At 70.0% G+C, this 24,019-nt stretch carries 27 protein-coding genes; 10 read left to right on the top strand and 17 right to left on the bottom strand.

What is annotated here, in order from left to right:
* Window positions 1–10: 10 nt before the first annotated feature.
* Both M3195_RS04025 and M3195_RS04020 read left to right on the top strand, forming a co-directional pair.
* Window positions 11–1,195 (top strand): NAD(P)/FAD-dependent oxidoreductase, encoded by a 1,185-nt coding sequence (locus tag M3195_RS04025; protein WP_251585256.1) that lies wholly within the window; start codon window positions 11–13, stop codon window positions 1,193–1,195.
* Complete coding sequence (locus M3195_RS04020; RefSeq protein ID WP_251585255.1) at window positions 1,192–2,607, top strand: FGGY family carbohydrate kinase; 1,416 nt, start codon at window positions 1,192–1,194, stop codon at window positions 2,605–2,607. Before M3195_RS04025 ends, M3195_RS04020 begins: the two co-directional genes overlap by 4 nt.
* A 29-nt stretch (window positions 2,608–2,636) precedes the next feature.
* Here the strand turns inward: M3195_RS04020 and M3195_RS04015 are convergent, their stop codons facing one another.
* Complete coding sequence (locus M3195_RS04015) at window positions 2,637–3,269, bottom strand: DUF1684 domain-containing protein (protein WP_251585254.1); 633 nt, start codon at window positions 3,267–3,269, stop codon at window positions 2,637–2,639.
* A gap of 56 nt (window positions 3,270–3,325) precedes the next feature.
* Between M3195_RS04015 and M3195_RS04010 the strand changes: the two genes are divergently transcribed.
* Window positions 3,326–4,228: an SDR family NAD(P)-dependent oxidoreductase gene (locus tag M3195_RS04010; protein ID WP_251585253.1), complete on the top strand. Its 903-nt coding sequence runs from the start codon at window positions 3,326–3,328 to the stop codon at window positions 4,226–4,228.
* On the opposite strand, the gene M3195_RS04005 is transcribed toward M3195_RS04010, so the two are convergent.
* A complete protein-coding gene (locus M3195_RS04005) occupies window positions 4,225–4,581 on the bottom strand; it encodes a DUF4406 domain-containing protein (protein WP_251585252.1) in 357 nt (118 codons plus the stop codon). The two genes, M3195_RS04010 and M3195_RS04005, sit on opposite strands and share 4 nt — an antisense overlap.
* A 66-nt stretch (window positions 4,582–4,647) precedes the next feature.
* On the opposite strand from M3195_RS04005, the gene M3195_RS04000 reads away from it, so the two are divergent.
* A complete protein-coding gene (locus M3195_RS04000; RefSeq protein ID WP_251585251.1) occupies window positions 4,648–5,382 on the top strand; it encodes a DeoR/GlpR family DNA-binding transcription regulator in 735 nt (244 codons plus the stop codon).
* 13 nt (window positions 5,383–5,395) lie between these two features.
* On the opposite strand, the gene M3195_RS03995 is transcribed toward M3195_RS04000, so the two are convergent.
* A complete protein-coding gene (locus M3195_RS03995; protein ID WP_251585250.1) occupies window positions 5,396–6,085 on the bottom strand; it encodes a GOLPH3/VPS74 family protein in 690 nt (229 codons plus the stop codon).
* A gap of 163 nt (window positions 6,086–6,248) precedes the next feature.
* Between M3195_RS03995 and M3195_RS03990 the strand changes: the two genes are divergently transcribed.
* Window positions 6,249–7,652, top strand: a complete 1,404-nt coding sequence (locus tag M3195_RS03990; RefSeq protein ID WP_251585249.1) for an APC family permease — start codon at window positions 6,249–6,251, stop codon at window positions 7,650–7,652.
* A complete protein-coding gene (locus M3195_RS03985) occupies window positions 7,639–7,884 on the top strand; it encodes a multidrug transporter (protein WP_251585248.1) in 246 nt (81 codons plus the stop codon). The genes M3195_RS03990 and M3195_RS03985 overlap by 14 nt, the downstream gene beginning before the upstream one ends.
* Here the strand turns inward: M3195_RS03985 and corA are convergent.
* A complete protein-coding gene (gene corA / locus M3195_RS03980) occupies window positions 7,881–8,897 on the bottom strand; it encodes a magnesium/cobalt transporter CorA (RefSeq protein ID WP_251585247.1) in 1,017 nt (338 codons plus the stop codon). The two genes, M3195_RS03985 and corA, sit on opposite strands and share 4 nt — an antisense overlap.
* Window positions 8,898–8,931: 34 nt before the next feature.
* On the bottom strand, window positions 8,932–10,215 hold the full coding sequence (locus tag M3195_RS03975) for a serine hydrolase domain-containing protein (RefSeq protein WP_251585246.1): 1,284 nt from the start codon (window positions 10,213–10,215) through the stop codon (window positions 8,932–8,934).
* A gap of 86 nt (window positions 10,216–10,301) precedes the next feature.
* Between M3195_RS03975 and M3195_RS03970 the strand changes: the two genes are divergently transcribed.
* Both M3195_RS03970 and M3195_RS03965 read left to right on the top strand, forming a co-directional pair.
* Window positions 10,302–10,616: a DUF2470 domain-containing protein gene (locus M3195_RS03970; protein ID WP_251585245.1), complete on the top strand. Its 315-nt coding sequence runs from the start codon at window positions 10,302–10,304 to the stop codon at window positions 10,614–10,616.
* 189 nt (window positions 10,617–10,805) lie between these two features.
* Window positions 10,806–11,453 carry a biliverdin-producing heme oxygenase gene (locus M3195_RS03965; protein WP_251585244.1) on the top strand — a complete coding sequence of 216 codons (648 nt, stop codon included), beginning with the start codon at window positions 10,806–10,808 and terminating at the stop codon, window positions 11,451–11,453.
* 60 nt (window positions 11,454–11,513) lie between these two features.
* Here the strand turns inward: M3195_RS03965 and M3195_RS03960 are convergent, their stop codons facing one another.
* Window positions 11,514–12,911 (bottom strand): ATP-dependent DNA helicase, encoded by a 1,398-nt coding sequence (locus tag M3195_RS03960; protein WP_251585243.1) that lies wholly within the window; start codon window positions 12,909–12,911, stop codon window positions 11,514–11,516.
* 105 nt (window positions 12,912–13,016) lie between these two features.
* On the opposite strand from M3195_RS03960, the gene M3195_RS03955 reads away from it, so the two are divergent.
* The gene (locus tag M3195_RS03955; protein ID WP_251585242.1) at window positions 13,017–14,081 is read left to right on the top strand and encodes a hypothetical protein; all 1,065 of its coding nucleotides are present in this window, start codon (window positions 13,017–13,019) and stop codon (window positions 14,079–14,081) included.
* An 11-nt stretch (window positions 14,082–14,092) separates the two neighbouring features.
* Here M3195_RS03955 and M3195_RS03950 read toward each other — a convergent pair whose 3' ends face one another.
* From M3195_RS03950 to M3195_RS03940, 3 genes are all read right to left on the bottom strand, one after another.
* Window positions 14,093–16,102: a cytochrome c oxidase assembly protein gene (locus tag M3195_RS03950; RefSeq protein WP_251585241.1), complete on the bottom strand. Its 2,010-nt coding sequence runs from the start codon at window positions 16,100–16,102 to the stop codon at window positions 14,093–14,095.
* 85 nt (window positions 16,103–16,187) lie between these two features.
* Entirely contained in the window at window positions 16,188–16,475 is a 288-nt protein-coding gene (locus tag M3195_RS03945) for an HU family DNA-binding protein (protein WP_050724056.1), read from the bottom strand.
* Between the two features lie 199 nt (window positions 16,476–16,674).
* Window positions 16,675–17,259 (bottom strand): TetR/AcrR family transcriptional regulator, encoded by a 585-nt coding sequence (locus tag M3195_RS03940; protein WP_251585240.1) that lies wholly within the window; start codon window positions 17,257–17,259, stop codon window positions 16,675–16,677.
* A gap of 155 nt (window positions 17,260–17,414) precedes the next feature.
* On the opposite strand from M3195_RS03940, the gene M3195_RS03935 reads away from it, so the two are divergent.
* Window positions 17,415–18,233, top strand: coding sequence for an alpha/beta hydrolase (locus M3195_RS03935; RefSeq protein WP_251585239.1), 819 nt, complete (start codon window positions 17,415–17,417; stop codon window positions 18,231–18,233).
* 201 nt (window positions 18,234–18,434) lie between these two features.
* Here M3195_RS03935 and rpsN read toward each other — a convergent pair whose 3' ends face one another.
* The 8 genes from rpsN to M3195_RS03895 form a co-directional block, all read right to left on the bottom strand.
* Entirely contained in the window at window positions 18,435–18,740 is a 306-nt protein-coding gene (rpsN, locus tag M3195_RS03930) for a 30S ribosomal protein S14 (RefSeq protein ID WP_067195802.1), read from the bottom strand.
* A gap of 3 nt (window positions 18,741–18,743) precedes the next feature.
* Complete coding sequence (gene rpmG, locus M3195_RS03925) at window positions 18,744–18,914, bottom strand: 50S ribosomal protein L33 (protein WP_017203558.1); 171 nt, start codon at window positions 18,912–18,914, stop codon at window positions 18,744–18,746.
* Window positions 18,914–19,150 carry a 50S ribosomal protein L28 gene (rpmB, locus tag M3195_RS03920; protein WP_025102729.1) on the bottom strand — a complete coding sequence of 79 codons (237 nt, stop codon included), beginning with the start codon at window positions 19,148–19,150 and terminating at the stop codon, window positions 18,914–18,916. The genes rpmG and rpmB overlap by 1 nt, the downstream gene beginning before the upstream one ends.
* A gap of 155 nt (window positions 19,151–19,305) precedes the next feature.
* On the bottom strand, window positions 19,306–20,025 hold the full coding sequence (locus tag M3195_RS03915; RefSeq protein ID WP_374209301.1) for a DNA-3-methyladenine glycosylase: 720 nt from the start codon (window positions 20,023–20,025) through the stop codon (window positions 19,306–19,308).
* Window positions 20,001–21,728, bottom strand: a complete 1,728-nt coding sequence (locus M3195_RS03910; protein WP_251585238.1) for an Ig-like domain-containing protein — start codon at window positions 21,726–21,728, stop codon at window positions 20,001–20,003. The genes M3195_RS03915 and M3195_RS03910 overlap by 25 nt, the downstream gene beginning before the upstream one ends.
* On the bottom strand, window positions 21,718–22,506 hold the full coding sequence (locus tag M3195_RS03905) for a TIGR03943 family putative permease subunit (protein ID WP_251585237.1): 789 nt from the start codon (window positions 22,504–22,506) through the stop codon (window positions 21,718–21,720). The genes M3195_RS03910 and M3195_RS03905 overlap by 11 nt, the downstream gene beginning before the upstream one ends.
* The gene (locus M3195_RS03900; RefSeq protein ID WP_374209300.1) at window positions 22,499–23,533 is read right to left on the bottom strand and encodes a permease; all 1,035 of its coding nucleotides are present in this window, start codon (window positions 23,531–23,533) and stop codon (window positions 22,499–22,501) included. Before M3195_RS03900 ends, M3195_RS03905 begins: the two co-directional genes overlap by 8 nt.
* Complete coding sequence (locus M3195_RS03895) at window positions 23,530–23,946, bottom strand: Fur family transcriptional regulator (RefSeq protein WP_096713480.1); 417 nt, start codon at window positions 23,944–23,946, stop codon at window positions 23,530–23,532. The genes M3195_RS03900 and M3195_RS03895 overlap by 4 nt, the downstream gene beginning before the upstream one ends.
* Window positions 23,947–24,019: the final 73 nt, after the last annotated feature.

Here is a 24,019-nt window from a genome sequence, read left to right as displayed (position 1 = left end):
TGGAACCATCATGAACTCCCCCTCTCCCGCCCTCCCCGTCGTCGTCATCGGCGGAGGAATCGTGGGGTCGGCCCTGCTCTACACGCTCGCGCACCGCGGAGTGGATGCCGTGCTCCTCGAGGCCGAGGGCGCGCTGGGTCTCGCGGCGAGCGGCACGAACTCCGGCGTGCTGCACACCGGATTCGACTCGACCCCGGGTGAGCTCGAGACCGAGCTGATCCTGCGCGCCGCCCGAATCCGTCCGGCGATCCTCAACGCGCTGGGCGTGCCCGTCATCCACTGCGGCGCCGAGCTCGTGCCGCACACGGACGAGGATGCCGAGACGGTGGCCGCACTCGCTGCCGGCGCCGCCGCGAACGGCGTGGAGGTCGAGATCCGCGAGTCCGACGGCGCCCTGCTCGTACCGGGCGAGTCCGTCAGCGACCCCGTCGCGTTCACGGCGGCGCTCGCGGCGTCGGCGGTGGCCGCCGGGGCACGGGTCGAGCTGGACGCGCGTGTCTCCGCGCTCACGCCGCGCGAGGACGCGATCCTGGTCGAGACGACGGACGGCCGGAGCTTCGCCGCCGCCGTGGTCGTCAACGCCGCCGGCCTGCACGCCGACGACGTAGCCGGGCTGATCGGCGACGACTCGTTCGAGATCTATCCGCGCAAGGGCGAGTTCTTCGTCTTCGAGCTGCCGGACGGTGCGACGCTCGACCGCATCATCCTGCCGGTGCCGACGAAGCGTACGAAGGGCGTGCTCGTCTTCCCCACGCTCGACGGGAGGGTGATCGCGGGTCCCACTGCGGTCGACCTCGACGACAAGGACGACTGGACGGTGCGCCCCGAGGCGCGGGACGAGATCCTCGCCAAGGCCGTCACGCAGTTCCCCGCGCTGGAGGGCCTCGAGCCGATCGCGAGCTACGCGGGGCTCCGCCCTGCCGGCCGTGGGAGCAACTACGTGCTCGGGTCGTCGGAGAAGGATGCCCGCCTGATCAATGTCGCGGCCATCCGCTCGACGGGCCTGACCGCGTCACTCGGCATCGCCGACTACGTGACCGAGCTGCTCCCCGCGGTCGGCATCGAGGTGGGTCCGCTGCAGCCGCCCACGCCCGCGGCGCCGGTTGCGGCCGCGAACGGACCGTGGTGGCGTCGCACGGCCGAGCATCGTGGCGTGCTGCCGGGTGCCGTCGCGCACGAGGAGCATCCGTCATGACCACCGTGCTCGCGATCGACCAGGGCACCTCGGGGACCAAGGCCGTCGTCGTCGACGAATCCGGCGATATCCTCGCGCTCAGCGAGGTGGCCGTCCGGCCCACGTATCTGGCGGGAGGCGGGGTCGAGCAGGATCCGGAGGCGCTGCTCGACTCGGTGCTCCGGGCCGGACGCACCGCGGTCGCCGAGGCGAGCGCCGAGGTCGACATCGTCACCCTCGCGAACCAGGGCGAGACCGTGCTCGCGTGGGACCCCGACACGGGCGCCGCGCTGTCGCCGATGATCGTGTGGCAGGATCGTCGCGCCGAATCGGTCTGCGCCGAGGTGCGCGGCCACGCGGATGACGTCGCCCGTCGCACCGGACTCGTGCTCGACCCGTACTTCTCGGCGCCCAAGCAGGCGTGGATCCGCAGGAACATCACCCACGAGGGCGTCGTGACGACCTCCGACAGCTGGCTGCTGCACCGCCTCACGGGCGAGTTCGTCACCGACGCCTCGACCGCCAGCCGCTCCCTCGCGGTCGACCTCGACAGCGCCGCCTGGGACCCCGAGCTGCTCGACCTGTTCGGACTCGCCGACGAACGGCTCCCCCGCATCCTCGCGTCCGACGATATCGCGGGCGCCACGACCGCCTTCGGCGGCAGCGCTGCGGTCGGCGGGTTGATCGTCGACCAGCAGGCGGCGCTCGTCGCCCAGCACTGCCTGCAGCCCGGCGAGGCCAAGTGCACGTTCGGCACCGGGGCTTTCCCGCTCGCCAACACCGGTACGGAGGCCGTGCGCTCCGCCGCCGGGCTCTCGTCGTCGGTGGCATGGCAGCAGGGCGGGCAGACGAGCTACTGCCTCGACGGCCAGGTGTACACGGCGGCGTCGGCGGTGCGATGGCTCGAGAAGCTCACCTTCATCGACACGGCCGCCGACCTCGACCGGGTCGCCGCAGACGACGCGGACGGCGTGCTGTGCGTGCCGGCCCTCGCAGGACTCGCCGCTCCGTGGTGGCGTCCGGACGCGACGGCGACGTTCACCGGCATGACCCTGTCCACCGGCAGCGAGCATCTGGTGCGCGCGGTGCTGGAGGGCATCGCGGCGCAGGTGGCCGAGCTGGCCCGCGCGATGTCGGCCGACCTCGGCTCCCCGCTCCAGCGGCTGCGGGTCGACGGCGGGCTGACACGCAGCCGGGTGCTCATGCAGGCGGTCGCCGATCTCATGCGCGTGCCCATCGACGTGTACCCGTCGCAGCACGCGACACCGCTCGGCGCCGCCGCCCTCGCCCGCTGCGCGGTGGATCCCTCGCTCACGCTCGACGAGGCAATCGTCCCGTGGACGCCCTCGCAGACCTACGAGCCGCAGTGGTCCGACGACCGAGCCGCCGAGTTCACCGGGCGTTGGCGCGCCGTGGCGGAGTCGCTGTCCTGACCCACCGGCGGACGGTCGAACAGCCGCGGTCAGGCGCCCCCGACGTACAGCTCGCCGACCGGCACCGCCACCGGCAGCACATTGCCCGGCTGCGCGAGTGGACACGCCCACGCCGGGTCGTAGGCGCACGACGGGTTGTAGGCGAAGTTGAAGTCGAGCACGACGGTGCCGCGCCCGGCATCCGATCCGAGGTCCGCGCCCTTGATCGTGTCGAGCAGATAGCGTCCGCCGCCGTACGTGCCGTCGGGCCTGCCGGCGAGTGCGTCGCGAACCGGCACGAACAGCCCGCCGCCATAGGTCGTCAGCCGCCAGACGTCGAGGCTGCCCACGCCGGGGATCTCGACGAGCCCGATCCGCTCGAACGGCACCACCCCATCGGTGCCCGTCGCGAACTCGAAGCCGCCGGGCTCTGCGTCGAGGATCGGCAGCTCCAAGCGCCACTCCGGATCGTACGAGGCGATCGGCACGCCCTCGAAGATCACCCGGTCATCGGGCAGGAGCGGAGTGGCTGGGTGCCGCAGCAGCAGCTCATCGCGCTCGATGCGCCACAGCTCGTGCGCCTCCTCGGGCGAGTCGGCCTCGCGGATCGCGGCGTACAGGGCGAAGACGCGCCGCCGCCAGTCGGCGACCTCGAGGGCCGTTCGTGCACTCTGCGTGGTCATGCGCCCAGGCTACGGGAGGCGGCGAGCCCCGGGGCCGGGCACCATAGGTTGGAGTGATGACCCCGACCCCGCACGCACGCGACCTCGTCGACCGCACCGTCCTCGTCACCGGTGCGAACGCCGGCATCGGATACTGGTGCGCCGAGCTGCTCGCCGCCCGCGGCGCGCGCGTGATCCTCGGATGCCGCTCGGCCGAGCGCGCGGCGAGGGCCGAGCGGTCGATCCGCGAGCAGGTCGAGGGCGCCGACGTCGGCATCCTCTCGCTCGATCTCGGATCCCTCGCAAGCACCGCCGCGGCGGCGGCGCGCGTCGACGAGCCGCTGCATGGCGTGATCTGCAACGCCGGAGTGAAAGCGGCCGACCGCGGCGAGCGCACCGCCGACGGACACGACCTCATGATCGGCACCAACGCCCTCGGCCACTTCGCCCTCCTGGCGCAGCTTCTCCCCTCGCTGACGCCGGACGCCCGCGTCGTCGCGGTCGGATCGATCGCGCACCGCTTCGCGCGCATCGCCCCTGAGACGCTCGACGACCCGTGGACCGGCGCCTCGCTTCGTCAGTACGGACGCTCGAAGGCGGCGCTCATGGCCCTCACCTTCGAACTCGATCGACGCTGGCGCGGCACCGCACGCTCGGCCCTCTGCGCGCACCCGGGCTACGCGGTCGACCCGCTCACCCCGGCCCGCGACAGCCTCGCTCCGGTTCGGCCGCTCACCCGTCTGCTCGCCGCGCCGACCCGCGTGATGGTGCAGGGGAAGGATGCCGGCGCGGCGCCGATCGTGCACGCGTCGACGTCGCCCGATGCCACCGGCGGCGACTACTGGGGGCCGGGCGGCCCGCTCGAGTTCCGCGGCGCGCCCCGGCGGGTTCGCGCTTCTGACGAGGTGCGGTCGCGGTCGACGGGAGCCGCCCTCTGGGCGGCGGCCGAGCGGCTCGCCGGAGTGCGATTCGCCGTCTAGGCGGCGGGGACCTCGTCGATCGAGCGGTAGACCGGCAGCCCCCGCTCGTGCGCGATCTCGACGTCCTTGTCCGCACCGGCTGAGGCACCGGGCAGGCGCAGCACGGCGTCGCAATGCTGCAGCAGACGCCGTGCCGTCTCGTACATGACGTCGCCCTCCCCGGCTTCGCGCTCGTCGAGCCCCCGCAGGATCGGCAGCGCCACCCATTCCCCGATCATCGGGACGTGCCCGAGGCGGTGAATGGGTGCCGCCGCCTCTTCCAGGCGTGCGAGGTTGCGAGCGATGAGTTCAGGGTCTCCGCCGGTCCCGGAACGGTACGGGCCGGCGATGAGGATCAGGAGTGGTGTGTTCATGTCGAGGACTGTATCGTTAACCGTGCACAAACGTGCAACTCTGTGAAACTCTCGAAAGGCAGAGGAATGCTGAGCGCCCAGCGGAAGTCGCACCTGCGCGAGATTCTCAGGCGTGACGGAAAGATCGTCGCCAAGGATGTCGCCCGCGACTTGTCTCTGTCGGAGGACTCGATCCGCCGCGATCTCCGCGAGATGGCCGAGGCCGGCGAGCTCGTCCGCGTCTACGGCGGCGCACTGCCCGTCCCCGCGGCCGATCGCCCCGTCGAGGAACGCCTCAGGCTCGCCTCGGCGAGCAAGGAGCGGGTCGCGCGACGGGCGGTGCAGCTGATCACCCCGGCATCCACCGTCGTCCTCGACGCGGGCACCACCACGCTCGCGATGGCCAGGATGATGCCCGCCGGCGCCGATCTGACCGTGATCACTCCGAGTCCGGCCGTCGCACTCGCGGTCGCCGAGCACTCCGATGCGCGGGTCGTCCTGATCGGCGGCGAGCTGTCGCGGCACTCGCTCGTCGCGAGCGGCCCGCTGGCGATCGAGGCCCTGCAGCACCTCGCCGCCGACGCGTTCTTCCTCGGCGTCACGGGCATCGACCCCGAGAACGGCCTCACCACCGGCCGCCTCGACGATGCCGCGACGAAGCGCGCCGTGGCCGCCCGCAGCCGACGCACGTACGTGCTGGGCAGCGAGGAGAAGATCGGAGCCACCTCGCACTACCCCGTGTTGGAGCTCGAGGCCGTGACCGGGATCGTCGTCGACCCGGTCGACACCAATCCGCTCATCGGGCGGCTCCCGACGGTGTGACGGGAGCGCGCGCTCAGCTGACCGTGGCCGCGACGATCGCCGGAGTCATGGCCGCCATCATCGCCGCCGCCATCGCGGCGTTGAGCGCGTTCGCCACCGCGTCGCCCACCGCTGTGCCGTCGGCCTGCGGTGACTCCGCCGTCAGCTGCTCGATCCGCTTCTTCAGGTCGCGAGCCGAGGCACCCGCGCACTCCTCGCGGAGGATCGCATGCGCCGCGTTCAGGTTCTGCAGGATCGACAGCAGCGAGAGGTCGGCCCTGGCAGCTGGACGGTTGCCCGCGATCACGTCGGCGAGCCGGACGCGCAGCACGCGCTCGGGCGCCGGATCGGACTCGGGCGTGCGCACCGATCCCCAGCCGAAGAATCCGCGCTCGCCGCGAATCAGCACGCCCTGAACCACGAGCGACTCGACGACCACCTCGAGCGGGTCGAGCTTGGGACGTGCGATGAGCGACTGCAGACGCTTGCCGCGCAGCGGGATCAGCCGCTCGAGCGTCGTGTCGAGCACGGGATGCCCGGTCGGCTCGGTCGACACGATCTCGACGACGGGGTGACGCTCGTCGGTGAGGGAGATGCGGCCGCGCAGCGCGAGGTCGGTGAGCACGGCGGCGATCTCGCCGTACAGGCGATTGACGCTCACCGAGGAGTCGACCCGGCCGTCAGGACGGAGGAGGAGCATGTGGAGCTCTTCGACGATCAGCATGACTCCACGGTATGCACGAGCGCCGACGTCCGGCATCCGCCGCAGGAATGATTCCGAGCGTCCGGCACCTGCCCGAACGCGCCTGGCCGACCGCACCTGGCCGCCCGGACCTCGCCGTGTCAACCCCGTCGCCCGGCGACGAAGACGTTCCTAGGGTTCAGCCATGGCATCCGACACGACAGACGCGCCCACCGGCGCGGAAACGCCCACGAAGCTGCGGCGTGCGATCACCGGCCCCCTGCTGTTCGCCTTCATCCTCGGCGACGTGCTCGGCGCCGGGATCTACGCGCTGATGGGGGTGCTCTCCGAGGAGGTCGGCGGCATGCTGTGGGCCCCGCTGCTGCTGGCCCTCCTTCTCGCCCTGCTGACCGCCGGATCCTACGCGGAACTCGTCACGAAGTACCCGCGCGCGGGCGGCGCCTCCGTCTTCGCCGAACGCGCCTTCCGCAGTCCGATCGTGTCGTTCCTCGTCGGCTTCAGCATGCTCGCTGCCGGCGTCACGAGCGCCGCAGGCCTGGCGATCGCCTTCGCCGGCGACTACTTCGGCACCTTCTTCGACCTGCCCGCGACACCCGTCGCCATCGTGTTCCTCGCCATCGTGGCCGCGCTCAACGCCCGCGGCATCCGGGAGTCGATGGGCGCGAACCTCGTCATGACCGCGATCGAGCTCAGCGGCCTCGTGATCGTGATCGCCGTGGTCGGCATCTTCGTCGCGGGCGGAGGCGGCGACGCATCGCGCCTGACCGCTACGCCCGAAGGCACCCCGGTCGCCCTCGCGGTGCTGGGCGGCGCGGTGATCGCGTACTACTCCTTCGTCGGCTTCGAGACCTCGGCGAACATGATCGAAGAGGTCAAGAATCCCCGCCGCACCTACCCGCGGGCCCTGTTCGGCGCGCTGTTCACCGCCGGCGCCGTCTACATGCTCGTCGGCGTCGCGAGCTCCATCACCCTCCCCGCGTCCGAGCTGCAGGAGTCCAGCGGCCCGTTGCTCGCGGTGGTCGAGGCCACCGGCGTCAGCATCCCCTCCTGGCTGTTCAGCCTCATCGCGCTCATCGCCGTCGCCAACGGCGCGCTCCTGACCATGATCATGGTGAGCCGCCTCACTTACGGCATGGCCGAGCAGCGCCTCCTCCCCGGCGTGCTCGGGCGGGTGCTCCCGAACCGGAAGACTCCGTGGGTGGCGATCCTCACCACGACGCTCGTCGCGATGGGGCTCACCCTCGTCGGCGACCTCGCGACGCTCGCCGAGACCGTGGTGCTGCTCCTGCTGTTCGTGTTCCTCAGCGTCAACGTCTCGGTGCTGGTGCTGCGTCGCGACCGGGTCGAGCACGACCACTTCCGTGTCTGGACGTTCGTGCCGGTGCTCGGCGTCGCGTCCTGCATCCTGTTGCTCACGCAGCAGCGACCGGTGGTGTGGCTCTTCGGCGCCATCCTGCTCGCCGTCGGCGTGGTGCTGTTCGCACTCGCCCGCTGGGGGCGCCGCCGCTCCGACCGCGCCGCGACCACCGCTTCCGACTCCCCCACGACCACCGCCCACACCCAGGAGGACACCCATGGCAACGCCTGACGACACGAGCAGCGTCGACGACATGACCTTCGACGAGAAGCGTCACGACCAGTTGACCGCCGCCCCGAACGCGACGGAGGAGGACGCTGCGCCGCGCATCGAGGTCACCGAGCACGACGGCGTCAGGCGCATCGACATCGCTCCGGACGCCGCGGTGCGCCCGGGCCCAGGACCGGGCGTCGAGGTCGACGACCAGGGCCGACCGGTGGACCGCGAGCCCGAGGGCCGCTAGAGCCAGCCCTTGCGCTTGAACGCGACGTAGAGGCCGACGCCCATCGCGAGCATGAGCCCGATCGCCATCGGATAGCCGAACGCCCAGTGCAGCTCGGGCATGTTGTCGAAATTCATGCCGTAGACGGTGCCGACGAGCGTCGGCGCGAAGAGGATCGCTGCCCACCCCGAGATGCGCTTGACCTCGTCGTTCTGGCGGATGCTCAGCTCGGTCATGCGTCGCATCTCCTCGTTCTGACGGCGGGCGACGATCGTCGATTCCACCGTGAGCGCGTTGTCGAGCACCGTGCGGAACGTCGTGACCCGGTCGGCGATCCGCAGCGTGTGGTCGAGCACGTCTCGCAGATACCGCTGCAGCTCCTCGTCGACGTGGTACTTCTCCGAACCGCGCAGCAGAGCGTCCAGCATCCCCGACAGCGGCTGCGTGGCCCGCTGGAAGTCGATGACCTCGCGACCGAGTTCGTAGATGCGCTGCGTCGCGTCGACACCCTCCTCGAACAACTGGCTCTCGATCTCGTCGATGTCGTTCTCGAGACCGGCGAGCACCGGGGCGTACTCGTCGACGACCTCGTCGAGGATCGCGTACAGCACCGCTTCCGGTCCCTGCGAGAGCAGAGCGGGATCGCCCTCGAGGCGACGGCGCACCCTGCCCAGGTCGGGAGACTCGGCGTGGCGGATCGTCACGACGAACTCGGGTCCGACGAGCACGTGGATCTCGCCGAACTCGACCTCCTCGGTGGCGTCGAGGTAGCGGGCGGAGCGCAGCACCATGAACAGCACGTCGCCGTAGCGCTCCAGCTTCGAGCGCTGGTGGCCGGCGAGTGCGTCTTCCACCACGAGCTGATGGATGCCGAACTCGTCGGCGACCTCGCGGATCTCGTCCTCATTGGGGCGGTACAGCCCGATCCAGCTCATGCCGCCCCGCGCGTGCATGAGCTCGAAGGTCTCGCTGAGGCTCGCGGGATTCTCGGTGCGGACACCGTCGACGTAGATGGCGTTGTCGATGATCGGCATGGCGCTCCTCCCGCTCCGGCTGCGCCGAGCGGGCTCAGCCCTCGGCGGGCGCGACGCAGGCGACGGCCGTGTCGGCGATCGCCTGGTGGTACTGCTCCGCCGTGAAGGGCAGGCCGAACTCGGGGGCCGTCTGTCCGGACGCCGCGGGGGCCTTCGACGCGATGGCGGCGAGCTCCCACGCGAGGTACGCGGCGATCGTGCCGCCCTGAGTCGAGTCGTTGAGCGACACCGCGACCGTGAACCCGGTGGTCGGGTCGGAGTACGCGGCGGTGGCATACCCCGGAGTCCAGCCGTACTGCCCGATCATCGAGCCGACGAGGCTCGCACCGCCGGTCGACTGCTGCCAGGACGGCGCGCCGTCGTAGGCCGGCAGCGGGGCTCCGAAGCGGTTCGGCTCCTCTTCGGTGCGCAGCACCTGGGCGGCCTCGGCCTGTGCGTACCGACCGAGGTCCTCGATGGTCGACACGACGCCCGAGTCTGTGAACCCGGTGCTCGATGACAGGGTCGTGATGTCCACGGGAGCGGCGCAGTTGTACCCGCCCTCGACGGGCGACAGGTAGTGGCCGTTCATGACGGGGCCCGTCGACGGCGGTGCCGCAGTCGCCCGAGGCAGCGACGTGTTCGCGAGCCCGAGGGGCTCGGTGACGTACTCGGAGATCAGCTCGGCGGCGGTCATGCCGGAGGCGCGCTCCAGTGCGAGGCCGAGGATCAGATACCCGGAGTCGGACTCGCGGTAGGCGGTGTGCGGCGCGATGCGGCCAGCACCCAGACCGTAGGAGGCGAGCTCGAGCGGAGCCCAGACGCGCTCAGGGGTGTTCAGCCACGCGGACTTCGCGACGGCCTCGGACGAGCCGATACCGCTCGTGCCGTTGCACAGGTCGACCAGGGTGATGTCCGTCATGTCCGGCACGCCCGAGACGTAGTCGGGAACGGGATCGTCGAGCTCGACGGTCCCCTCGTCGGCGAGCGCGTACAGGACGTCGCAGGTCATCAGACGGGTCACATCGCCGATGCGGAACGCCATGTCGGTGCTGATCTCGTCACCCGCGCCCGGATCCTGCGTGCCCACGCCGGTGACCCATCGGCCGCTCCACGGCACCCAGACGCCGACGACGGCGCCGCTCGCACCGGAGGCCGTGAGGGCGTTGTTCACGGCATCCTGCATCGCCGCGACCGTGTCGTCGGGCAGAGCGCCGTCGACCTGAGCCGGTGGCTCGTAGCTGAAGGAGGGCTCGGACGTGCACCCGGTGAGGAAGATCCCGAGCATGGCGACGCCGGCCGCTGCTGCGCGGAACCTGCGCGACGAGAGAAGCTGCATGAAGGGGACCCCCGGAAGACGTGTCTCCCGAGTCTAGAACGCGGATGCTGAAAGTACGCATCGGGCGTGCCCGTAGGGTGATGATCATGCCCCACACCTTCGATTCCGACATCATCGCCGCCGTCCTCCGCCACATGAACGGCGACCACACCGACGACAACATGCTGATCGCCCGGGCGTTCGCCGCCGATGACGAGGGCGAGGTCACGGGATCGACCATGACCGGCTTCGACGGCGACGGCGGCACCTGGAGCGTGACCCGCGGCGGCACGGCCTCCGAGCTGCGCGTGCCGTGGCCCGGCGGCCCCATCACCGAACGTCCGGCCGTGCGCCGCGAGGTCGTCGCGATCTACGACCTCGCCTGCGAGAAGCTGGGCGTCGAACCCCGACCCCACGACTGAGCCCCCCTCGCCTGATTCGCCGAGCCACCCCCTTTTCGCTGACCCACCCCCTTCGGGACGGTGCGCAAAGGGGTGGCTCGACGCGAAAGGGGTGGCTCGGCCTGGGAGCGGGGGTCGTGCGCGAGAGCGGGGGTGCTGCGTGCGAGAGCGGGGTTTCGCTTCAAGTTAGGTAACCCTTACACTGAGGACATGTCCGAGATCCTCTCCTTCTCCGCCGCCCTCCGTGAGCGCTCCTCCGGTTCGCATTCGCGCAGCGAAGGGGCGGGCTTCATGTCCGATCTGCTCAAGGGCGAAGGGTCTCGCGAGGACTACATCTCGCTCGTCGCTCAGCACTACTTCATCTACGAGGCGCTCGAGGGCGCGGGCGACCGGATGCGTCAGGACCCCGTCGCGTCGGTCTTCCTCAGCGACAAGCTCACGCGCCTCCCCGCCCTCGAGGCGGACCTGGCGTTCCTGCTCGGCGACGACTGGCGCGAGCTCATCAGCCCGCTGCCCACCACGCAGCGCTACGTCGAGCGCATCCGTCAGGTCGGCGCGACCTGGGCCGGCGGCTTCGTCGCCCACCACTACACGCGGTATCTCGGCGACCTGTCGGGCGGCATCTTCATCGGCCGCGTCATGGCACGACGCTTCGGCTTCGAGACCAACGGAATCGGCTTCTACCTGTTCGACGACATCGCCGACCCGAACGCCTTCAAGGACGTCTACCGCGAGCAGCTCGACGCCGCCCCGTGGGACGACGCCGAGCGCGAGCGCGTGATCGACGAGGTGCTGCTCGCCTACCGTTTCAACACCGAGCTCTTCGAAGACCTCGACCGCGCGCGCGTCGCCGCCTGAGGCCGCTCACCGCGTATCGTCCCGCTCCGCTCGCTCGACGACCTCCGGGTCGTCGACGCCTCAGGCCCTGCCGACCTCCGGCGTCGACCGCGCGAGCCACGCGTCGCGCATGAACCGCCGCACGTCCTCGTCGACGCGGATGTCGCTCGGGCGCAGCGGCCGTGACAGGTACAGGCCGTCCAGCGAGGTGAGCCGCGAGAGTGCGACATAGGTCTGACCGGGGGCGAACGCTCCCGACCCGAGATCGACGATCGCCCGGTCGTACGTCTTGCCCTGCGACTTGTGGATCGTCACAGCCCATGCCAGACGCAACGGGAACTGCGTGAATTCGGCGACGACGTCGCGCGTGAGCTTCTTCGTGGTCGGCTCGTACGAGTAGCGGAATCGCTCCCAGACAGCGGGCTCGACGTCGACCTCCTCGCCGTCGATCTCGACGCGGACCGTCTCGCCGAGGATGCGCACGACGGTGCCGATCGTGCCGTTGACCCACCGCGGCGGCTCGCCCGACATCGACGTGTCGTTCCGCAGGAACATGACCTGTGCGCCGACCTTGAGCTTGAGCTCGGTCTCGGCCGGCAGCGACGCCTCTCCGCGGCCGAACTCGCCGTTGATCTCGGCCTTCGCGGTCTGCTCCTTGCCCGGCAGCGCCGCTAGGTGACGGCTGTTGATGCCGTTGACGATGTCGTTGCGGGTCGCGAGCGTGATCATGGGCACCTCCCCCGGCTCGGGCTCGGGCGGCGTGCGCGCACCCTGCGCGTTGAGCACCCCGGCGATCTCCGCGGTCACACGGCCGTAGCGCACGGCGTTCAGCATGGCCTTGAACCCGTCGTCGGACTGCCGGTGGATCTGCACGAGCTCGCGCACATGCAGCTCCGCACGGGTGTCGACCGCGAACAGCGCATCGCCCGAGGACGTCGCGGTGTCGCCGCCGTCGGAGCCGGCCCAGACCTTCGCGTCGAAGAACCAGAACGACCGGTAGTGATCCTTCACGTATCGCAGCTCGTCGCCGCGCGGCGGCACCGGTGCCAGCTGGTACGGGTCGCCGAACATGACGACCTGCACTCCGCCGAACGGGATGCCGCGCTTGCCGCGCGCCTGCCGGAGCGAGCGGTCGATCGCGTCCATGAGATCGGCGTTGACCATCGAGATCTCGTCGATCACGAGCGTCTCGATCGCGTTGAGGATGCGGCGGGTGTTGTCGTTCTGGTCGATGTCGGAGTCGCCGATCAGCCCGATCGGCAGCCGGAACAGCGAGTGGATCGTCTGCCCCTCGACATTGAGGGCCGCGACGCCCGTCGGGGCGCAGATGGCGATCTGCTTCTTGGTGTTCCACGAGAAGTACTGCAGCAGGGTCGACTTGCCGGTGCCGGCGCGTCCCGTGATGAAGACGTGCTCGCTCGTGTCCTCGATCAGCCGGAACAGCTCCTGCTGCTCGTCTGACAGGGCGGGAAAGGACACGACTCTCATGGTACGGGGCGCAGCCGCAGGGCATCCCTCTGACACGGAGGCGGCGCCCCCGTCGACGCTCGGCGTCCCCCCAGCGCCCCCTCCTAGACTTGCGCCATGCAGCAGGTCGAGACGAAGGCGCCCCGGCGCTCCCGTCTCGCTGCCGACCTCGCGCTCCTCGCCGTCGTCGGCCTCGTGCTCGTGGCCGCCCTCGCGGCGGGCGGCGCCACGCTGTACCAGCAGTTCTACGGGCCGTCCGCGTTCGTCGAGCGGTATCTCGATCTGCTCGGGCAGGGCAAGGCCGCCGACGCGCTCCGCGTGCCGGGCGTCGCCATCGACAGCGAGACACTGGAGGATGCCGGGATGATGGCCTCGGCATCCGAAGCCATGCTGCGCCAGGCGGCGCTCGCGCCGCTCTCGCAGGTCGAGGTCGTGTCGGAGAAGCCCGAGGGCGACCATGTGGCGGTCACGGTGTCGTACCGTGCGGGCGAGCACGAGGGCACGACCACGTTCTCGGTCGCGCAGGACGGCTGGGCAGGGGTCACCCCGAACTGGCGCTTCACCACCAGTCCGCTCGCGGTCGTGAACCTCACGCTGCGCGGTGCCGACCGGTTCGCGATCAACGGATTCGAGGTCGACCGACGGCAGATCTCCGCCGACGCCGCGCCGCTCGATCCGCTTCCGATGCTGGTGTTCACGCCCGGCATCTACTCCGTGAGCGTCGACACCCCGATCTCGACGTCGACGGGGGTGGGCGTGCTCGCCGACACCCCGCTCGCCGTCACCCCGCTCGACGTGCAGACCGAGCCGACCGAGGAATTCGTGGCGGTCGTGCAGCAGCGCGTCGAGGAGTTCCTGACCGAGTGCACGACGCAGGAGGTGCTGCAGCCGACGGCCTGCCCGTTCGGGCTCGAGGTGTCGAACCGCATCGCTTCGCTGCCGCAGTGGTCGATCGCGGCGCAGCCGCAGGTCACGGTCGTCCCGGACGAGAACGGCCAGTGGAGCATCCCCCCGACGGATGCCGTGGCGCACGTCGAGGTCGAGATCCGCTCCCTCTTCGACGGCAAGGTGCAGGCGATCTCCGAGGACGTCCCGTTCCAGGTGAACGGCACCATCGCGATCCTGCCCGACGGCTCGGCGTCGATCCGCGTGGGCTCGCCGGAAGACGCCCCGCAGGACTAGCTCCTGCAGGCCTAGCGCGCCGCGCGCTCGGCCTCGCGGCGATCGCGATCGGCGAGCTCGGCGAGCCGGGCGTTGTACTCCTCCAGCTCGGCGTCGCCGGTGCGGTCCGCATGCCGGTCGCGGCGCTTCTGCAGCTTGGTGTCGCTACGGCTCCACTGGATCGCCACCGTGATCGCCAGGATCAGGGTGGGGATCTCGCCGATCGACCACGCGATGCCGCCGCCGATGTACTGGTCCTCCATCGGGCTGGGTCCCCAGTCGCGACCCATCGAGCCGAACCAGTCGGCGACCATGAGCCCCTCCTGCATCATCATCGCCATGCCGAAGAACGCGTGCATGGCCATGACGGCGATGAGGGTGATGAGACGGCCCGGGTACGGCAGCCGGTACGGCACGGGGTCCGCTCCGACGAGGCTCATGACGAACAGGTAGCCCGAGATGAGGAAGTGCGCGACCATCCACTCGTGGCCGAGATGCTCGTACATCGACCAGCGCACGAGATCGGTGAAGTAGAACGCCCAGAGCGACACGATGAAGATCGCCGCCGCGACGAAGGGGTGCGTGACCACCTTCGCGAACGGCGAGTGCACGGCCCACATGATCCACTCGCGGCCGCCGCGGGTGCCGTCGTCGCGCTTGTGGATCGCGCGGAGCGCGAGAGTGATCGGGGCGCCGGACACGAGCAGCAGCGGGATAGCCATCGACAGCATCATGTGCCCGAGCATGTGCACGCTGAAGAGGTACTCCTGGTAGGCGTTGATCGGCCCGCCGGTCACCCACACGAGCAGGAGCAGACCGAGCACCCAGAACACCGTGCGGTGGATGGGCCAGCGGTCGCCGCGCCTCTGCAGGCGGAGGACCCCGGCGAGGTAGAAGAACAGACCGAACCCGGCCGCGACGAGCCAGAGGATGTCGATGTCCCACGCCGTGAACCAGCGGTCGATCGTGAACTCGGGCGGCAGCGGGGAGCGCGTGAGGTTCTCCGCCGGCGTCTGCACGAAAGCCGCCTCCTCGCCCGTGGGAGGGGGCGTGCGCGCGAGCGCCGCGGCGGCGCCGGATGCGAGGCCCATCAGCGCGATCTCGCCGAGCACCAGCATCCAGAACCAGCGCGCCGCCTGCGGCCCGTCGAGCCGCGGGATGAGGCGGATGCGGTACCAGGCGCCGAACAATCCCATGCCGACGAGCAGCACGACCTTGGCGATGAGGATGCCGCCGTACGGCGTCATGAGCTGCGTGATGTCGCCGAGGGCGACCACCGAGCGGGCGAGTCCCGAGACGGCGACGACGACGAACGCGGCGATCGCGAGGCTCGAGTACCGGGCCACGAGCTTCGCCGTGCCGATGTCGGAGCGGCCGCGCAGCACGATCACGAGCAGCAGGCCGCCGAGCCAGACCGCCGCCCCGATCGTGTGGAGCAGGATCGAGTTCACGGCCACGTTGTGCCCGGACAGCTCACCGGAGTGCCCCTGCGTCGCGAGCGGGAGGAAGGATGCCGCGGCGAGGATCGCCGTGAGCAGTGTGGGCAGCCAGCTGCGCCACGCGAAGACGAGCACCGTGATGATCGACCCCATGATCGTCGTGATGAGCCACGACTGGCCGAGTGCGGTCTCGAGCAGGAAGCGCCCGAGCTGCGTGCCGAACTCGCGCTCGGCGCTCAGCTGCGGATTGAACGCGGCCATGAACGTGAGGAACGCGCTGATGCCCGCGGTAACCGTGAAGACGGCCGCGCCGACGGATGCGGTGTTGAGCGCGACCTCGAAGGACTTCTGCTCCGACTTCAGCGCGAACAGGGCGAGGACGAGAGAGCCGAGCATGGCCGCGGCGGCGATGTTCATGACGAGCTTGACGACGGGGATCGCCCAGCGCACGAAGGGCCCGGGGTCCTGGAGGAGCAGCGGGGCCGCACCTCCGCCGAGGATCAGGGCGACGACCACGGCGACGAGTCCGCCCGCGAGCAGGATGCCGACGCCGACTGCACGATAGGCAGGGCTCGTCGGGGCTGATACGGCGCGGGAACTCACCCCTCCAGCCTAAGCCGCGTGGCCGGGGAGGACGCGCCGAAGGCCGCCCCCGAGGGATCGGGAGCGGCCTTCGAGTGGTGCGGTCTTACTTGACGGCAGCCTTGAGCTTGGAACCGGCGGTCACCTTGACGCGCTTGCCGGCCGGGATCTTGATCTCGGCGCCGGTCTGCGGGTTGCGGCCCGTGCGAGCGGCGGTCGCGACCTGCTCGAACGAGATCCAGCCCGGGATCGAGACCTTGCTGCCCTTGGCAACGGCGTCGGAAACCGAGGAGAACAGCGCGTCGAGAACGCCCGAGACGGTGGCCTGGCTCTGGCCGGTGGCGGAAGCGATGCTCGCGACGAGCTCGGTCTTGGTGATGGACTTGTCAGCCATGTCATCCTCCAGCGACGGATCCGTCGCATCGTTTGTGGTTCGGCGGGCGGCTGCCCGCCGTTGGTCGTGTGACCGCCTTGAATGTACCAACGACGACCCACATTTCCGCGTCATTTCGCGGGTTTTGGGCTTTTCCTTGGCGTGTCGTGGTGCAGATGTGGCGAATGTGACGTGTGAGGACCACCGGTGACGGGGCGCGTCACGCCGCGCGGTGGCCTCCGATGACGGCCCGCGCGGTGCGCTCGAAGGCCGGGGCGACGCGTTCCTCGCCGTCGAGGTAGCCGCCGACGAGCGCCGCGTCGCGGAGCAGGACGAGGGAGGCCGCGACCTCGGACGGATGGTGGAGACCGGCCCCCGCGGCGACCTCCTCGAGAGTCGAGCGGAACCATTCGCGATGTTCGTCGATAAGGGTGCGCACCGGTCCTGCGGCGTCGGGATACTCCGCCGCCGCGTTGATGAAGGGGCACCCTCGCGTGTGTCGCTGCCGGATGTCCGCGGCGATGCCGTCGATGACCGCGTCGACGAGAGCGTCCGGGTCCGAGACATCCGCCCCCGCCTGGTCGAACATCGCCCGAAGCATCTCGTCCTCGTTGCGGAGGTAGGCGAGCACGAGGTTCTCCTTGCCGCCGAACTGCTTGTAGAGGGTGGCTCGCGTCACCTCCGCCTCATCGATGATCCGGTCGACGCCGACCGCGTGAATGCCCTCCTCGTAGAAGAGACGGGTCGCCGTGTCGATCAGGCGCGTGCGCGCGGCGCTGGGCCGCCGGGGAATCGTGGTGTCCATGGTGATCCCTCTCATCGTGGCATCGGTCGTGTGGTTCGCTCGCGCACGACGTCGATTTTGCAGGAATGGTTGCGGTAGATAGAACGTTCGGTCTACTATCACGATATCGCATCCCGCACCGGCGGGTTCGGAACAGAGGAGAAGAAGAGATGGCCATGACCGAGAAGACCCCTATCGTCCTGATCCACGGCCTGTGGATGACGCCGAAGAGCTGGAACACCTGGGCGGAGCGCTACCGCGTGCTCGGCCACGAGGTCATCGTTCCCGGCTGGCCGGGTATCGACGACCGCGACGTCGCCGGCATCCGCCGTGATCCTTCGGCACTGAAGGGCATCGGCCTCGCGCAGATCGCCGATCACTACGAGCGCATCATCCGTGCCCTTCCGGTGAAGCCGATCATCATGGGGCACTCGTTCGGCGGCGTCATCACCCAGATGCTCGCCGACCGCGGACTCGGGGTCGCCTACGTCGGCGTCGCCCCCGGGCAGACCGCCGGCGTGACCGCTCTTCCGCTCTCGACGCTGTGGACCGGCACACCGATCCTGTCCAACCCGTTCGGCATCAACGGCGCGAAGCCCCTGTCGAAGCGCCATTTCCACTTCACCTTCGGCAACGACCTGAGCCGTGAGGAGTCGGATGCACTCTGGGAGGAGTACGCCGTCAACTCCTACAACCGGGTGTTCTTCGAAGGCGTCGGCTCGGTGGTCAACGAGAAGGGCGGCGTCACGCGCGTCGACTACTCACGGGCCGACCGCGCACCCCTGCTCGTCATCACCGGAGAGATCGACCACGTCGTGCCGCCGGCGATCGGCAGGGCGATCGTCAAGAAGTACCGCTCGACCGGAAGCCCCTCGGTCGTCGAGTACCGCGAGTACCCCGGACGTACCCACCGCCTCGTCAGCCAGGACGGCTGGGAGGAGATCGCCGACGACGCCCTCGCCTGGGCGACGGAGCACGCCTCGGCATCGGTCTGAGGGGAGCGGGCGCTGCAGTGTCGGGGGAGATCACGCGTATCGAAGGATCGGATGCGGCATCCGGTCCTTCGCTTCGTGTGATCTCCTGCTTTGCGTGTGCGTGCGCCGGGGCGAGCGGACGTGAGGGCGAGGCAGAGACCGTGGCATGCAGAAGGGGCGAGGATCCGCAGATCCTCGCCCCTTCTGACTGGATGCTGTGGCTTACCAGCTCGACTTGGTCACGCCGGGCAGCTCGCCGCGGTGCGCCATGTCACGGAAGCGGACACGCGAGATGCCGAACTTCGTGAGGACACCACGGGGGCGGCCGTCGATGACGTCGCGCGAGCGCAGGCGGACCGGCGACGCGTTGCGCGGCAGCTTCTGCAGGCCGACGCGAGCGGCCTCGCGGGCCTCGTCCGACGCGTTCGGGTCGACGAGGGTCTTCTTCAGCTCGAGACGACGCTCCGCGTAGCGGTCCACGACTGCCTTGCGCTGCTCGTTGCGAGCGATCTTGCTCTTCTTAGCCATGGATCAACGCTCCTCTCGGAATTCGACGTGCTGACGGATGACCGGGTCGTACTTCTTGAGCACGAGACGGTCGGGGGTGTTGCGGCGGTTCTTCTTCGTCACGTACGTGTAACCCGTACCTGCCGTCGAACGCAGCTTGATGATCGGACGGACGTCCTGTGCCTTCTTGGCCATTAGAGCTTCACACCCTTCGCCTGGAGGTCCTTGACCACGTTCTCGATGCCGCGGGCGTCGATCACCTTGATGCCCTTGGCGGACACGTTGAGCGTGATCTTACGACCGAGCGACGGGACGAAATAAGTCTTCTTCTGCACGTTCGGGTCGAAGCGGCGCTTCGTCCGGCGGTGCGAGTGCGAGACGTTGTGACCGAAGCCGGGAACAGCACCGGTCACCTGGCACACTGCTGCCATGATGTGACTCCTTCATTACCGTGAGGCCGGACGGCCCCACCCAAGATCCCTTGTCTGCGCGCACCCTCTCGACCACCGATCGCTCGGCTGAGAAGAGGGGGAGCACACGAACTACGCACAGGAGTGTGCGCAGACAAAGAGTCAGTCTAGCACGGTCACGCGTCGGCGATCGACGCGGCCTGCGCGCCCCTCCCCCAGCGGAACGGCGAGACGGTCGGGTCGTCGGCGATCCAGAAGCGCCAGGGGAAGGCGTCCGTCCCCGCGACTCCCGCCACGCCTACCCGCGGGCCCGTCGCGATGTCGGCGATCGGTTCGTCACGGAGCCAGAGCTCCGCCCGCGCGCCCTCCTGCTCGGCTCCGGTGATCGCGTCGATGCCGTCGTGGATCGGATGCCGCAGGCCCGCCGCCTGCCCGAACCGACCGGGCCCCCGCGCGAGATCGCGGAGGAGTCGCGCCGTCAGGGGCGGCTCGCCTCCGCGGCGGATGGCCGCGGCATCCACACCGTGCACCACCTCGCCGGCGCGCAGCAGGATTCCGCCCGCCTGGCCCTCGGCTCCCGAGACGACGTTCACGCAGGAGTGGATGCCGTGGCTGAGATACACGTACAGGTGCCCCGGCTCGCCCCACATCGTGGCATTGCGCGCGGTGCGGCCCATGCGGGCGTGCGAACCGGGGTCGGCGAGCGGCCCCGTGCCCTGGCCGTGGTAGGCCTCGGCCTCGGTGATCCGCAGGTGCACGGCAGACCCTGCGACCAGGGTGCGCAACTCGCCGCCGAGCAGCAGCGGGGCGACCTCGACGGGAAGACCGGAGAGCTCGGTGCGCGTGGCACGGTGCAGGGCGGGCAGCACGGTCAGAACTGCGGCGCGGTCTGGCACCACGACGCGTCGAAGCCGGTCAGCGCGACGAGCTCGTCGCCCGTGCGCAGGTCGATCAGGTGCGTCTCCATGTTCTCCGGCAGAGGGAGGAGCATCTGATCGTAGGGGTTGTCGGTGAGGTCCGGGGCGATGACCACCGCGGCGTACTGGCCGCTCGGCGACGCGCACGCCTGCAGGATGGAGTCGGTCGGGCCGACCTCGACCAGTGGCGTCGCGGTGCCCTCGTCGTCGACGGTGATGATGGCCTGCCCCGAGGGGATGCCGTTCGCGTCGCGCGCCACGACGTGCCGCAGCGTACCGCCCGGATACGGAGTGATCGTCGTCGCCGTGCCGTAGTCCGGGTTCGAGGCGGCGAGGGGCTGCTCCGAGCCGTCCGTGAGGTTGAGCTCGACGACCGTGCCGTCGAGCCGCTCCACGATGGCGGTGTATGTGCCGCGACTGATCCCCTGGATGGTCGTCGCCAGCCCGAGCGACTGCACACCGGCATCCGACGATCGGTCGATCAGCGACAGGGCGCCGTCGAAGTCGATGAAGAGCACCGCCGAGCTGTCGGGCACGAACTGCCAGACGAAGATGTTCGCCTCCTCGCCGCCGACCTCGGTCACCACTGGATCGTCGTCGCCGCTGAGCGACTGCGTGACGAGCACGCTCGCGCGACCCTCGGTGTCGCTGAGCTCGCGGTCGGAGTAGCTGTAGCCGACGTAGCCGCCGCGGTCGGAGACCTGGATCGCCCCGACATAGCCGTCGCCGGGGAGCTTCAGCTCGCGCTGATCCGAGCCGTCGCGCTTCATCACGAGGAGCTTGGACCCCTCGTCCTCCTCGACCGAGACCACCAGCTGGGTCGACGTGGCACGGAAGTCGTTGATCTTGTCGGCCGCGAAGACCGGCTCGGCCTTCTCTCCGGTCAGGTCGGTGCGGAAGATCTTGTCGTCGCCGTCCGCGTCGCGGTTCAGCAGGAAGATCTTCGACGCGGGTGTCGTGAAGCTCGTCGACAGCGTTGCCGAGGGGCCGCCGCCCGCGCCGGTCGCATCCGCGACGCGCACCGTGTACTCGGTGTCGTCGTCCAGGGGGACGGTGAAGCGGATGCCGACACCGCGCCCCGCCGCGTCGAGCGTGAACGGCACGGCGGGCTCGACGGTGACCTGCGAGTCGTCGATCGCCGCGAGCGACTGATTCGTCGTGAGGATCACCCGACTGCCCGACGTCTCGATCGCCTGCTCGGGGTTCACCTGCACCTCGGTGATCCGCGGGCCCTGCGTCAGGCTCACGACGCCGAGGCCCGCGCCCACCAGGACGAGGATGCCGAGCACGGCGCCGAGCGCGACGAGGAAGCGGCGGTCACGGGGCGGGGTCGGCGCCTTCCGGTCGGTCGTCGAGCGAGCCGCAGGCCCCTCTCCGGTCGTTGAGTGAGCCGCAGGCCCCTCTCCGGTCGTTGAGCGAGCCGCAGGCGAGACGAAACGCTCCTCGTCCACCGGAACACCGGTCGACGGGGCCTCCGGCTCAAAGTTCTGCGGCACCTGACGCGTTTCGTCTCGGTCGGCTCCGCCGTCCTCGCTCAACGACCGGGGCTCGGCCGCCTCTCCGCCGCCCTCGCTCAACGACCAGGGCGCGGCCGCAGCTGCCTCGGCGGAACGCGCGGCCGCCTCGCGCGCAGCACGCATCTCAGCCCGGGTGCGCGGGACCGCGGGCTCGTCAGTACTCATACGGGTCCCCGGGCTCGTCGATGGGCTGCACCGAGGTCGGATCGACGTGCAGGCGGCCGTCGGCATCCGCCTTCACGGTGCCCTCGACCTGCACCCACTGTCCGGTCTCGAACTCGCCGGCGTCGATCGTGACGGGCAGCGTCGCCGTCTGCGCGTCGATCACGCAGTGCGTGATCACGAGTCGCGTGAGGTTCACTCCGTCGGCATCCGCCGGGGTGACGAATCCCGTGAGCGACACCGCCTTGCCGTCGTACGCGGCGGTGTTCGTCGCGGAGGCGAACACGCTCGCCCAGTCGCCCACGCCGAACGTCGAGGTGTCGGCGACTCCGAGCGTCACGTCGTCGGCACCGGCGAAGAGCGCGGTCTGCTCTCCCGCGCGCGACATCGCGAGCTCGACCGAGAGCGACGCAGGCGGCAGCACGAGCGCGGCGATCACGACGCCCGACGCGATCACTCCCCCGGTCACTGTGCCCGCCGTCGCGAGAGCCCTCCGAGCGGAGGGCGGCTCGCCCTCGGCATCCGCATGATCGTGCCCGTGACCGTGGTCATGTCCATGGTCGCTCTCGGCGCCGAGGGGCAGGGTGCACGACCAGATCGCGGCGGCGAGCGTGACGACGGCGGCGGCGCAGGCGAACCACACCGACTCGGGGCTGATGTAGAGCGTGAGGCGCCCGGTCACACCCAACCCGAGGGTGACGATCGAGACGACGGTGGCGAGGCCCACGCCCAGCCAGCGAGTGGCGAGGGCGTGGCGGCGCGAGACGGACTGCTCAGACAAAGACGTTCACCCCGATCCCGATGGCGAAGGCGGCGAGCACGACCACGCCGACGATCCCCGCCAGAGTGCGCGTCGTGAAGGTGGTGCGCATGAGCGCGAGCATCTTGACGTCGACGAGCGGTCCCACCAGCAGGAACGCGACGATCGCTCCCGACGAGAACGTCGACGCGAACGACAGCGCGAAGAACGCGTCGACGTTGGAGCAGATGGCGACCGTCATGGCGAGCGCCATCATCGCGACGATCGACAGCACGGGGTTCGAGCCGATGGCGAGCAGCAGCTCCCGCGGAATCAGCACCTGCACCGCCCCGGCGAGCGCGGATCCGATGATGAGCGCCGGCATGACCGCGCGCAGCTCGACGAGGAACTGCGTGAGGCTGCGGCGCACCGGGGTTCCCGGCTCGTGGGTGACCCGCTCGCACGTGTCGACGAACCGCTGCGTGAGCAGCGCGTCGGGCGAGGGGTGGCGGCTGTAGATCCAGCCGATGAGGTTCGCGATGAGGTATCCGCCGACCAGACGGGCGACGAGGATGCCGTCGTCGAACCCGAACGCGGCGTGCGTCGTGAGGATCACGATCGGGTTCACGATCGGCGCCGCGATGAGGAACGTCAGCGCTTCGGCCGGCGCGAGGCCGCGCATCATGAGTCCGCGCGCGAACGGCACGTTGCCGCACTCGCACACAGGGATCAGCATCCCCAGCAGCGACAGCACGGCGCGGCGCGCCCACGCACGCTTCGGAAGCCACCGGTGGATGACGTCGGACGGCAGCCAGACCTGCACCACGATCGACAGGAGAACGCCGAGGATGACGAACGGCAGCGCCTCGATGAGCACGCTGAGGGCGAGGGTCAGTCCGTCCTGCGCGCGACTCGGGAGCGCAGCCTCGTACAGGTTCGGCAGGAACGCATCGACGAGGAAGAGCGCGGCGACGATCGCGGCGCCGAGCGCGACGCCGACCCACGGCGACCGCGGCGGCCTGACGGGCCGATGCGAATGCGCCGTCCGGGTCGTGGCCTGCGCGGTCACGCGATCGCTGCCTCTTCTGCGGCGCGCTTGTTGGTGCAGGGGGCGCAGAGGCCGAAGATGTCGACGACGTGCGCGGCGTCGGTGAAGCCGTGCAGCGCTGCGGTGCGGTGCGCCCACTGCTCGACGTCCTTGGCCTCGATCTCGACCGTGAGTCCGCAGTTGCGGCAGATCAGGTGGTGGTGGTGGCCCTGCGTGGTGCAGGCGCGGTAGAGCGCCTCGCCCTCTGGGCTCTGCAGCGAGTCGGCGTCGCCTGAGGCGGCGAGACCGGCGAGTGCGCGGTACACGGTCGCGAGGCCGATGCCCGTGTTGTCGTCGCGCAGCGAGGCGTGCAGGCTCTGGGCGCTCACGAAACCGCGCGCGTCGGCGAGCGCTTCGCGCACGCGCTCGCGCTGCCAGGTGTTCCGCTGAGCCATACCCACGATTCTAGGCGCGCCGCCCTTGTCGGGGGCTGGGAGCGGGTGAGGGAGGTATTCGAATCGCGCAACT

Origin of the sequence: Microbacterium hydrocarbonoxydans (genome assembly GCF_023715885.1) — a bacterium.
Lineage (GTDB): Bacteria > Actinomycetota > Actinomycetes > Actinomycetales > Microbacteriaceae > Microbacterium > Microbacterium hydrocarbonoxydans_C.
Note: the sequence above shows the minus strand (reverse complement) of the source record. Positions and strands in the feature narration are given on the sequence as shown.

Excerpts from the sequence above, each read along its gene's own strand:
- M3195_RS04025 (WP_251585256.1), top strand. The coding sequence starts at position 11 with ATGAACTCCCCCTCTCCCGCCCTCCCCGTCGTCGTCATCGGCGGAGGA.
- M3195_RS04020 (WP_251585255.1), top strand. The coding sequence starts at position 1,192 with ATGACCACCGTGCTCGCGATCGACCAGGGCACCTCGGGGACCAAGGCC.
- M3195_RS04015 (WP_251585254.1), bottom strand. The coding sequence starts at position 3,269 with ATGACCACGCAGAGTGCACGAACGGCCCTCGAGGTCGCCGACTGGCGG.
- M3195_RS04010 (WP_251585253.1), top strand. The coding sequence starts at position 3,326 with ATGACCCCGACCCCGCACGCACGCGACCTCGTCGACCGCACCGTCCTC.
- M3195_RS04005 (WP_251585252.1), bottom strand. The coding sequence starts at position 4,581 with ATGAACACACCACTCCTGATCCTCATCGCCGGCCCGTACCGTTCCGGG.
- M3195_RS04000 (WP_251585251.1), top strand. The coding sequence starts at position 4,648 with ATGCTGAGCGCCCAGCGGAAGTCGCACCTGCGCGAGATTCTCAGGCGT.
- M3195_RS03995 (WP_251585250.1), bottom strand. The coding sequence starts at position 6,085 with ATGCTGATCGTCGAAGAGCTCCACATGCTCCTCCTCCGTCCTGACGGC.
- M3195_RS03990 (WP_251585249.1), top strand. The coding sequence starts at position 6,249 with ATGGCATCCGACACGACAGACGCGCCCACCGGCGCGGAAACGCCCACG.
- M3195_RS03985 (WP_251585248.1), top strand. The coding sequence starts at position 7,639 with ATGGCAACGCCTGACGACACGAGCAGCGTCGACGACATGACCTTCGAC.
- corA (WP_251585247.1), bottom strand. The coding sequence starts at position 8,897 with ATGCCGATCATCGACAACGCCATCTACGTCGACGGTGTCCGCACCGAG.
- M3195_RS03975 (WP_251585246.1), bottom strand. The coding sequence starts at position 10,215 with ATGCAGCTTCTCTCGTCGCGCAGGTTCCGCGCAGCAGCGGCCGGCGTC.
- M3195_RS03970 (WP_251585245.1), top strand. The coding sequence starts at position 10,302 with ATGCCCCACACCTTCGATTCCGACATCATCGCCGCCGTCCTCCGCCAC.
- M3195_RS03965 (WP_251585244.1), top strand. The coding sequence starts at position 10,806 with ATGTCCGAGATCCTCTCCTTCTCCGCCGCCCTCCGTGAGCGCTCCTCC.
- M3195_RS03955 (WP_251585242.1), top strand. The coding sequence starts at position 13,017 with ATGCAGCAGGTCGAGACGAAGGCGCCCCGGCGCTCCCGTCTCGCTGCC.
- M3195_RS03945 (WP_050724056.1), bottom strand. The coding sequence starts at position 16,475 with ATGGCTGACAAGTCCATCACCAAGACCGAGCTCGTCGCGAGCATCGCT.
- M3195_RS03940 (WP_251585240.1), bottom strand. The coding sequence starts at position 17,259 with ATGGACACCACGATTCCCCGGCGGCCCAGCGCCGCGCGCACGCGCCTG.
- M3195_RS03935 (WP_251585239.1), top strand. The coding sequence starts at position 17,415 with ATGACCGAGAAGACCCCTATCGTCCTGATCCACGGCCTGTGGATGACG.
- rpsN (WP_067195802.1), bottom strand. The coding sequence starts at position 18,740 with ATGGCTAAGAAGAGCAAGATCGCTCGCAACGAGCAGCGCAAGGCAGTC.
- rpmG (WP_017203558.1), bottom strand. The coding sequence starts at position 18,914 with ATGGCCAAGAAGGCACAGGACGTCCGTCCGATCATCAAGCTGCGTTCG.
- rpmB (WP_025102729.1), bottom strand. The coding sequence starts at position 19,150 with ATGGCAGCAGTGTGCCAGGTGACCGGTGCTGTTCCCGGCTTCGGTCAC.
- M3195_RS03910 (WP_251585238.1), bottom strand. The coding sequence starts at position 21,728 with ATGAGTACTGACGAGCCCGCGGTCCCGCGCACCCGGGCTGAGATGCGT.
- M3195_RS03895 (WP_096713480.1), bottom strand. The coding sequence starts at position 23,946 with ATGGCTCAGCGGAACACCTGGCAGCGCGAGCGCGTGCGCGAAGCGCTC.